Consider the following 9,064-nt stretch of genomic DNA (forward strand, 5'->3'; position numbering starts at 1 on the left):
ACTCCGGACCGCGCTGCGGGAGGCCGTCCGCTCCGGCCGCCTCGCGGCCGGCACGCGGCTGCCCTCCAGCCGTGAGCTCGCCGCCGACCTGGGAGTGTCGCGCGGGCTGGTCACCGAGGCGTACGAGCAGCTCACCGCGGAGAGCTATCTGCGCAGCGGGCGGGGTGCGGGTACCTGGGTGAGCGAGGGCGTACGCGCGGCGGAGCGCCCCGTACGCGACCGCTCGCCGCGCGCGGCGAGCGCGTTGGTGGACTTCCGGCCCGGCACCCCCGATCTGTCCCTCTTCCCGCGCAGCGCGTGGAGTGCCGCCCAGCGGACGGTGTTCGATCGGCTGCCGCACGGCGCGCTGGGCTATCCCGATCCGCGCGGGCTGCCGGAGCTGCGCGAGGCCCTGGCCGGGCTGCTCGCCCGGCGCCGGGGCGTGGTGGCCGATCCGGAGCGGCTGGTGGTCTGCTCGGGTGTGGCCCAGGCGACGACCCTGCTCGGCTTCGTGCTCCGGGACGAGGGCATGGCCTCGGTCGGGGTGGAGGATCCGGGCAGTCCGGAACACGGATCGCTGTTCGCGGCGACCGGTCTCGGCACGGTCCCGCTGCCCCTCGACGACGACGGCCTCGCCCTCGCGCCCCTGGAGCGCTCCGGCGTACGCGCGGTGGTGACCACGCCCGCGCATCAGTTCCCCACCGGAATCGGATACTCCGCGCAGCGCCGCGGCGAGCTGCTCGACTGGGCGCGGGACGCGGACGCCGTGATCATGGAGGATGACTACGACGGGGACTTCCGGTACGACCGGGCGCCGGTGGGCGCCTTGCAGGGGCTGGACCCCGAGCGGGTCGTGTACACCGGTTCCGTGAGCAAGTCGCTGGCTCCCGGACTTCGGCTCGGCTGGCTGATCGCCCCCGCCGCGCTCACCGAGCGCATCGTCGCCCGCAAACGGACCATGGATCTGGGCAACCCGGTGATCGACCAGGCCGTCCTGGCCGACTTCATCGTGCGCGGCGGCTACGACCGGCAGTTGCGGCGCTGCCAGCGGGCCTACCGGGAACGCCGGGACGCTTTGGTGTCCGCGCTCGACGAGCACTTCCCCGGCGCGACGGTCAGCGGCATCGCGGCGGGCCTGCACATCATCGCCCGACTGCCCGCGCGGTACGGCCCCGAGGACGTCTTCCTGGAGCGGGCGGCCGGGGCGGGCATCGCGCTGCGGCCGCTGCGCGACTGCGGAACGGCCGGCTCCGAGGACGGCACCCTGCCCCTCGTCCTGGGCTACGCCCATCTCACCCCCGGCGACATCGCCCGAGGGGTCGCCGCGCTGGCGGCCGCCGGCGTTCCGGCCGGTCCCTCCCCGGCCGACGGGCGCCGTTCACCCGGGGTTGGGGCTCCGGCCGCCGCGAGGCACTAGGCATGGGCGAAGACCGGCGCCGGTCCACGGCCTTCTCGCGAACGGCGCACCGCCCATCTCCCCGGAGGCGCTTCGATGTCCTACCGTCCGCGTATTCCCTCGCCCGGCCGCCGTGCCGTCCTGCGCGGCTCGCTGATCGCCCCGGCGGCGGTCGCCCTCGCCCCCGCGACCGCTTCGGCCGCGCCCGCGCTGCACCTGGCGGGGCGGCCCGAAGCGTCCTGGGGCGTGCAGGTGGGCGGCGTCACCGCCTCGTCGGCGCTCCTGTGGGTGCGCTCGGACCGGCCGGCCCGGATGGTGGTGGAGACCTCGGCGACCGAGTCGTTCCGGCGGGTGCGCAGGTGGTACGGGCCGTCGATCGGCCCCGGAACGGACTTCACCGGCACCACACCGCTGTACGGCCTGCCCGCGGGCGAGCAGGTGCACTATCGGGTGACGCTTGCCGATCCGGGCGATCCGCGCCGTACCGGCAGGCCGGTGTACGGGACGTTCCGTACCGCTCCGGCCCGGCGGCGCTCCGGGGTGCGGTTCCTCTGGTCGGGCGATATCGCGGGGCAGGGCTGGGGCATCAACCCGGACATCGGCGGCTACCGGGTGTACGAGGAGATGCGCCGCCTGGACCCGGACTTCTTCCTGTGCAGCGGCGACAGCATCTACGCGGACGGCCCGCTGGAGGCGAGCGTGACGCTGCCGGACGGCCGGATCTGGCGCAACGTCATGACCGAGGAGAAGGCGAAGGTCGCCGAGACGCTGGACGAGTACCGGGGGAACTTCCGCTACAACCTGCTCGACCGGAACGTCCGCCGCTTCAACGCGCAGGTGCCCTCCGTCGTGCAGTGGGACGACCACGAGGTGCGCAACAACTGGTATCCCGGCCAGATCCTCGACGACGCGCGGTACACCGAGAAGAACGTGGACATCCTCGCGGCGCGCTCCGTGCGCGCCTTCCACGAGTACGTGCCGCTCGCGCCCTCGTACGGTTCCGGGCGTCGTTCTCGGATGTACCGGATCGTCCACCACGGGCCGCTGCTCGACGTGTTCGTGCTCGACATGCGTTCGTACCGCAACGCCAACTCCCCGGGGCGGCAGGCCGACGACACGACGGGCATCCTCGGCGCCGAGCAGGCGCGGTGGCTGCAGCGCTCGCTGGCCGCCTCCCGGGCGGAGTGGAAGGTGATCGCCGCCGACATGCCGCTCGGCCTCGTGGTCCCGGACGGCGCGACGGACTTCGAGGCGGTGGCACAGGGCGACCCCGGGGCCCCGCTCGGGCGGGAACTGCAGATCGCCGAACTGCTCCGGTTCATCAAGCACCGCGGGATCACCGGCACCGTGTGGCTGACGGCCGACGTCCACTACACCTCGGCCCAGCACTACGCGCCGGAGCGGGCGGCGTTCAAGGACTTCGCCCCGTTCTGGGAGTTCGTGTCGGGGCCGCTGGCGGCGGGCGGCTTCCCGGCCAACGCGCTGGACGCCACCTTCGGCCCGGACCGGGTCTTCGTGCGGGCTCCCGACCGGGCCAATGTCTCGCCGATGGAGTCGCCTCAGTTCTTCGGTGAGGTGGAGATCGACGGTGACAGCGCGGAGCTGACGGTGCGTCTGCGGGCCGAGGGCGGGTCGGTGCTGTTCACCAAGGTGCTCCGGCCGGGCCGCGTCGGGCAGTGAGCGGCGGTTCCCGGAATCTGGCCGAAAACGACAATAGGCGACCAGATCAACACGTAACCCATCAGTCACAAAGCGTTCGTGATCAGGCAACACCGTTCGTTCACAGTGAGGATATGACTGATGTGACGTCCGCGAAGAGCGCCCGCCGTCCGCACCACTGGCGGCGGGACCTGATCGAACTGGCCGCCCTGTTCACCGCCGTGGCCGTGGCCGACGCCATCGCCAACCTGATCGGACACCAGCCGGACGGGCCCTACCTGCTCGTGGCGTCGGCGGTGGCGCTGGTGGCCACCGCCGCGTTCCACACCTGGTGGGCACGACGGCACAGTCACGCTCCCCCGTCCGGTGAGGAGGACTCCGCACCGGGCGGAGCGGACGCCGCGGCGCACGGGGCGCGGGACGGGGCGCCGGGTGAGGCCCGAGGCGGCGGTACGGACGGGATCGCCCGCACCGAGGAGACCACGCTGTGGCGGATGCGGACGACCGTGCACGACGCCCCGGGCACTCTGGCCGCACTGTGCGTGGCCCTCGCCGGGCTCCGGGTGGACATCCTCACCCTCGGGACCCACCCGCTCGCGCAGGGGACCGTCGACGAGTTCCTGCTGCGGGCGCCGGCCTCGCTCCAGGCGCGGGAGCTGTCACGGGAGATCGCGGCCGCCGGCGGCGCCTCCACATGGATCGAGCGGGCGGACGCTCACGATCTGGTCGACATCCCGGCGCGGGTGCTGTCGCTGGCCACCCGGACGGCGCTCGACGCGGCCGAGCTGCCGCTCGCCCTGCGCCAGTTGCTCGGCCGGTGCACCATCCACTCTCTGCCCGCCGTCTCCGTCGCCGGCCGCCCCACCGGGGAGAGCGCCCCGGTCGAGGGCGTACTGGAGGAGACGGTGATGCGGCTGCGGGACCCGTCCGGCGGGGTGATCTCCGTCGAGCGGCCCTGCCCGCCGTTCACGCCGACCGAGTTCGCGCGGGCGCGCGCCCTGGTCGAACTGGACGCCCGGCTGGGCCCGCGGCTGCCGCGCGGCAAGGACGTCCTCACCCTGCCCGAGGGCAACGAGATCACCGTGCGCCGCGCGGGCGGCGACGATCTCGCCGCCGCCCGCGCCCTGCACGACCGCTGCTCGCAGCGCACCCTGGGCCTGCGCTACCACGGTCCGGTCGCGGACGCGGACCGCTACCTCGACCACCTGCTGAGCCCTCGCTTCGGCCGCACCCTGGCGGCGCAGACGGCCTCCGGCAAACTGGTGGCGCTGGGCCACCTCCTCTGGGACGGCGACGAGACCGAGGTCGCCCTCCTCGTCGAGGACGACTGGCAGCGCCGGGGCATCGGTTCCCAGCTGCTCGGCCGCCTGGTCGCCCTCGCCGTGGAGGCGGGCTGCGACAGCGTGTACGCCGTGACGCAGTCCCACAACACCGGCATGGTGGCGGCGATGCGCGCGCTGGAGCTGCCCCTCGACTACCAGATCGAGGAGGGCACGCTCGTCATCACCGCCCGGCTGACGACCGACCGGCTGACGACTGGAGGGGCCGCTCGTCCGTCCGCGCCGGCGGAAGGGGCCCGTCGCTGAGCGCCTGGCACAGGTCCGCCCACAGGTCCTCGACGTCCTCCAGACCGACCGACATCCGCAGCAGCCGGTCGCCGACACCGGACGCCCGCCGGTCTCCCTCCTCCACGATGCGGTGGCTGATGGAGGCCGGGTGCTGGATCAGCGAGTCCACGCTGCCGAGGCTGACGGCGGGCGTGATGAGCCGCACCCCGGAGATCACCCGGTGCGGATCCCCGTACACCTCGAATGAGATCATCGCGCCGCCGATCCGCGGGTAGTGCACCCGGGCGACGCGCGGGTCGGCGGTGAGCCTGCGGACCAGTTCGGCCGCGCTCGTCGAGGCCGCCCGTACGCGTACCGGAAGCGTGGACAGGCCGCGCAGCAGGAGGTAGCCGGCCAGCGGGTGCAGCACTCCGCCGGTGGCGAACCGGACCTGGCGCAGTGTGGCGGCGAACTCCTCGTCGCAGGCGACGACGCCGCCCATGACGTCCCCGTGGCCGCCGAGGTACTTGGTGGCGCTGTGCAGGACGATCCGCGCGCCGTGTTCGACGGGGCGCTGCAGGACGGGCGTGGCGAAGGTGTTGTCGACCAGCAGCGGGACGGTTCCGCAGGCGTGGGCGACGGCCCGGATGTCGATCTCGGCCAGCGTCGGGTTGGCCGGCGTCTCGACCATCACGAGTCCGGTGTCCGGGCGGATGGCGTCGGCGATGCCCGCCGGGTCGGTCCAGGTCACCTCGGTGCCCAGCAGCCCCGCGCCGAGCAGATGGTCGCTACAGCCGTAGAGCGGGCGGACCGCGACGACATGGCGCAGTCCCTGGCTCGCGCGGGCGAGCAGGACCGCGGTCAGCGCCGCCATCCCGCTGGCGAAGGCGACGGCGCTCTCGGCGCCCTCCAGCCGGGCCAGCGCCGTCTCGAAGCGGCCCGTGGTGGGGTTGTCCAGCCGGGCGTAGACGGGCGGCCCGTCGGGGCGGGTCCCGGTGGTGGCGAAGGCGTCGATCCGCATCGCCTCGCCGCGCGAGTCGTAGGAGGGGTAGGTGGTGGACAGGTCGATCGGCGGGGCGTGCACGCCGAGGGAGGCGAGGTCGTCGCGTCCGGCGTGCACGGCTTCGGTGGCGAGAGCCCTGGCCGGGGTGGGGGCAGGGGGCGTCATCGAGACTTCGTTGTCCATGCCGTCACTCTGAACAGTTACCGGTTCGTAGGGGCACTATCCCGTGCTACGTTCGCCACATGTCCGATTCTGTCGCTCTCGATCCGGTGGATCTGCACCTTCTGCGGCTGCTGCAGAACGATGCGCGGACCACGTACCGGGAGCTCGCGGCCGAGGTCGGCGTGGCCGCTTCGACCTGCCTGGACCGGGTGGCCCGGCTGCGCCGCTCCGGGGTGATCCTCGGGGACCAGCTGCGTCTCGATCCGGCGAAGCTCGGCCGGGGTCTGCAGGCGCTGCTCCTGGTGCAGGTCCGGCCGCACCGCCGGGAACTCATCGGGCCGTTCGTCGACCGCGTCAAGTCCCTGCCGGAGTCGCGTGCGCTCTTCCATCTCACCGGTCCCGACGACTATCTGGTGCAGGTCGCGGTGGCCGACGCGGCGGATCTGCAGCGGCTGGTGCTGGACGAGTTCACCTCGCGCCGGGAGGTGGCCCGGGTGGACACCCGGCTGATCTTCCAGCAGTGGGACTGCGGGCCGCTGCTGCCGCCGGCCGGGAACTGAGTACCGGAAAGTGCCGGAGACGCACCGGGGGTGATCGCCTTTCGGACGTCCGGAGGTCAATGATGATGACGGGACGCGTGCCGCCGTACGAGGATGTCCGCATGTCAGACACTTCGAGCAGCGCGCTGCCCCGTCAGGTCGCCGACGCCTACGTCGACGCACTCATCGAACTCGACCCCATCACGGGCACCTATCTGGGTGTGCCCGCAAGCTCGCGCCGACTGCCCGACTTCTCACCGGCCGGCCAGGCGGCGTCCGCCGACCTCCTCCGCGCGACGCTGCGGAAGCTGGACGCCGCCGAGCGGCTTCCCGGTGCGGACAGCGATGCCGAGCGGCGCTGCGGACGGCTCCTGCGGGAGCGTCTGACGGCGGAACTCGCCGTGCACGAGGCCGAGGAGGGCCTGCGGGCCGTCTCCAACCTGTCGTCGCCCGCCCACAGCATCACCGAGGTCTTCACCCTCACGCCGACCGCGACGGACGAGGACTGGGCGGCGGTCGTGGTCCGCCTGCGCGCGGTGCCCGCCGCGTACGAGGGGTACCGCGCCTCGCTCGCGCTCGGTCTGGAGCGCAAGCTGTACGGCGGCCCGCGCGCGACCGCCACCTTCGTCGGGCAGCTCACGGAGTGGGGCGGGGAAGGCGAGGGCGAGGGGTTCTTCGCCGAGTTCGTCGCGCCGGGACCCGCGTCCCTGCGGGCCGAGCTGGACGAGGCAGCCGGGCAGGCGACGGCTTCGGTGCTCGCGCTGCGGGACTGGGTGCGCGACGTGTACGCCCCGGCGATCGAGGGCGCCCCCGACCCGGTCGGCCGGGAGCGCTACGCCCGCTGGTCGCGGCTGTACAACGGCACCGACCTGGATCTCGACGAGGCGTACGCGTACGGCTGGTCGGAGTACCACCGGCTGCTCGCCGAGATGAAGACCGAGGCCGAGAAGGTGCTGCCCGGGTCCGGGCCCTGGGAGGCGCTCGCCCACCTCGATGTGCACGGCAAGCACATCGAGGGCGTCGACGAGGTCCGCGAGTGGCTGCAGGGCCTGATGGACGAGGCGATCGAAGCCCTGGACGGCACGCACTTCGACCTCGCGGAACGCGTCCGGAAGGTGGAGTCCCGGATCGCACCGCCCGGCGGGGCCGCCGCGCCGTACTACACCAGCCCCTCCGAGGACTTCTCCCGCCCCGGGCGCACCTGGCTGCCGACCATGGGCGAGACCCGTTTCCCGGTGTACGACCTGGTCTCCACCTGGTACCACGAGGGCGTTCCCGGCCACCACCTGCAGCTCGCGCAGTGGACGCACGTCGCCGACACCCTCTCCCGCTACCAGGCGTCGGTCGGGATGGTCAGCGCGAACGCCGAGGGCTGGGCGCTGTACGCGGAGCGGCTGATGGACGAGCTGGGCTTCCTGCCCGACCCGGAACGGCGACTCGGCTATCTGGACGCCCAGATGATGCGCGCCTGCCGGGTGATCGTCGACATCGGCATGCACCTGGAGCTGGAGATCCCGGCGGACTCCCCCTTCCACCCGGGCGAGCGCTGGACACCCGATCTGGCCCAGGAGTTCTTCGGCAACCACAGTGGCCGTCCCGCCGACTTCGTGGAGAGCGAGCTGACCCGCTATCTGTCGATGCCGGGCCAGGCCATCGGCTACAAGCTCGGGGAGCGGGCCTGGCTGCTCGGCCGGGAGAACGCGCGCGCCGCGCACGGCGACGCGTTCGATCTGAAGGTCTGGCACATGGCGGCGCTCTCCCAGGGGTCGCTGGGCCTGGACGATCTGGTGGACGAGCTGTCGCGGCTCTGACCAGAGTCGTGGTTACGGTCCGGAGCCCCCGTCGGTGGAAGTGAGGCAGCCTGTCATGAACGAGCGGAACGGATTCCTGTTCTGCGCCGACCCGTTGCGGGTCTCCCGGCCCGATCCACAGTTCGCCGGCGAGGTCGCGGCGGCGCGCGCGGCCGGCGGGCGGATCGCGCTGCTCGATCATGACGCGCTGCTCGCGGGGGACGCGGCCGGGGCGGTGGCCCGGGTCGCGCGGGACTCCGGACCGTACTGGTACCGGGGCTGGATGATCCCCTCCGCCCGGTACGCGGAGCTGGAGGCAGCGCTCGACGCCCGGGGCTGCGCCCTGCTCACCGGCGCCGCCGCCTACCGGCGGGCGCATGAACTCCCCGGCTGGTACGAGGAGTTCGACGGGCTCACGCCGCGCAGCGTCTGGTGCGCCACGGCTCCGGGGGCCCCGGCGCCCACCGCCGACGAGCTGGCCGGGCTCGCGGCACCCCTGGGCCCCGGGCCCGGAATCGTGAAGGACTTCGTGAAGTCCCGCAAGCACGAGTGGCACGAGGCCTGTTACGTGCCCGAGCTGGCGGACCGGGAGCGACTCGCCGCGGTGGTCGGCCGGTTCGTGGAACTGCAGGGCCCCTTCCTCGCGGGCGGCCTGGTACTCCGGTCCTTCGAGCCGTTCGTCGCGGACGGCGAGGCGCGGGTGTGGTGGGTGGACGGGGAGGCGGTGCTCGTCACCGCCCACCCCGATACCCCCGGCCCGGTCTCCGTCCCCGAACTCGCCGCCCTGCGGGAGGCGGTGGGCCGCCTCGGACTGCGCTGGGTCACCACCGACCTGGCGTTGCGCGAGGACGGGGTGCGGCGGGTGGTGGAGGTCGGCGACGGCCAGGTCAGCGGGCTTCCCGCCGGGACGGAGGCCGGGGCCCTGTTCGCCGCGCTGGCCGGCGTCGGACCGCGCTGACCTCCCCCGGGGCTGTCTCTTATACACATCT

At 73.3% G+C, this 9,064-nt stretch carries 7 protein-coding genes; 6 read left to right on the top strand and 1 reads right to left on the bottom strand.

The genetic code is table 11. The features are described from left to right. The 3 genes from pdxR to CR470_RS32615 form a co-directional block, all read left to right on the top strand. On the top strand, positions 1 to 1,396 hold a 1,396-nt coding region (gene pdxR / locus CR470_RS32605; RefSeq protein ID WP_107489521.1), incomplete at its 5' end, for a MocR-like pyridoxine biosynthesis transcription factor PdxR. Between the two features lie 75 nt (positions 1,397 to 1,471). Continuing rightward, a complete protein-coding gene (locus CR470_RS32610; protein ID WP_097871069.1) occupies positions 1,472 to 3,055 on the top strand; it encodes an alkaline phosphatase D family protein in 1,584 nt (527 codons plus the stop codon). A 122-nt stretch (positions 3,056 to 3,177) separates the two neighbouring features. After that, the gene (locus tag CR470_RS32615; RefSeq protein ID WP_097871070.1) at positions 3,178 to 4,620 is read left to right on the top strand and encodes a GNAT family N-acetyltransferase; all 1,443 of its coding nucleotides are present in this window, start codon (positions 3,178 to 3,180) and stop codon (positions 4,618 to 4,620) included. On the opposite strand, the gene CR470_RS32620 is transcribed toward CR470_RS32615, so the two are convergent. After that, the gene (locus tag CR470_RS32620; protein ID WP_097871071.1) at positions 4,538 to 5,767 is read right to left on the bottom strand and encodes a trans-sulfuration enzyme family protein; all 1,230 of its coding nucleotides are present in this window, start codon (positions 5,765 to 5,767) and stop codon (positions 4,538 to 4,540) included. The genes CR470_RS32615 and CR470_RS32620 overlap by 83 nt on opposite strands. Before the next feature lie 59 nt (positions 5,768 to 5,826). Here CR470_RS32620 and CR470_RS32625 point away from each other — a divergent pair, with 59 nt between their 5' ends. The 3 genes from CR470_RS32625 to CR470_RS32635 all read left to right on the top strand — a co-directional run bounded on the left by CR470_RS32625 (position 5,827) and on the right by CR470_RS32635 (position 9,033). Then, positions 5,827 to 6,306: an Lrp/AsnC family transcriptional regulator gene (locus tag CR470_RS32625; RefSeq protein WP_097871072.1), complete on the top strand. Its 480-nt coding sequence runs from the start codon at positions 5,827 to 5,829 to the stop codon at positions 6,304 to 6,306. Between the two features lie 101 nt (positions 6,307 to 6,407). Then, a complete protein-coding gene (locus CR470_RS32630) occupies positions 6,408 to 8,096 on the top strand; it encodes a DUF885 domain-containing protein (RefSeq protein ID WP_097871075.1) in 1,689 nt (562 codons plus the stop codon). Positions 8,097 to 8,151: 55 nt separating this feature from the next. After that, positions 8,152 to 9,033: an ATP-grasp domain-containing protein gene (locus tag CR470_RS32635; protein ID WP_097871073.1), complete on the top strand. Its 882-nt coding sequence runs from the start codon at positions 8,152 to 8,154 to the stop codon at positions 9,031 to 9,033. Positions 9,034 to 9,064: the final 31 nt, after the last annotated feature.

Origin of the sequence: Streptomyces sp. rh34 (assembly GCF_002551245.1) — a bacterium.
Classification (GTDB): domain Bacteria; phylum Actinomycetota; class Actinomycetes; order Streptomycetales; family Streptomycetaceae; genus Streptomyces.

What these genes read in the sequence shown, in the direction of transcription:
- CR470_RS32635 (WP_097871073.1), top strand. Translation starts at nt 8,152, where the DNA reads ATGAACGAGCGGAACGGATTCCTGTTCTGCGCCGACCCGTTGCGGGTC.
- CR470_RS32630 (WP_097871075.1), top strand. Translation starts at nt 6,408, where the DNA reads ATGTCAGACACTTCGAGCAGCGCGCTGCCCCGTCAGGTCGCCGACGCC.
- CR470_RS32610 (WP_097871069.1), top strand. Translation starts at nt 1,472, where the DNA reads ATGTCCTACCGTCCGCGTATTCCCTCGCCCGGCCGCCGTGCCGTCCTG.
- CR470_RS32625 (WP_097871072.1), top strand. Translation starts at nt 5,827, where the DNA reads ATGTCCGATTCTGTCGCTCTCGATCCGGTGGATCTGCACCTTCTGCGG.
- CR470_RS32620 (WP_097871071.1), bottom strand. Translation starts at nt 5,767, where the DNA reads ATGGACAACGAAGTCTCGATGACGCCCCCTGCCCCCACCCCGGCCAGG.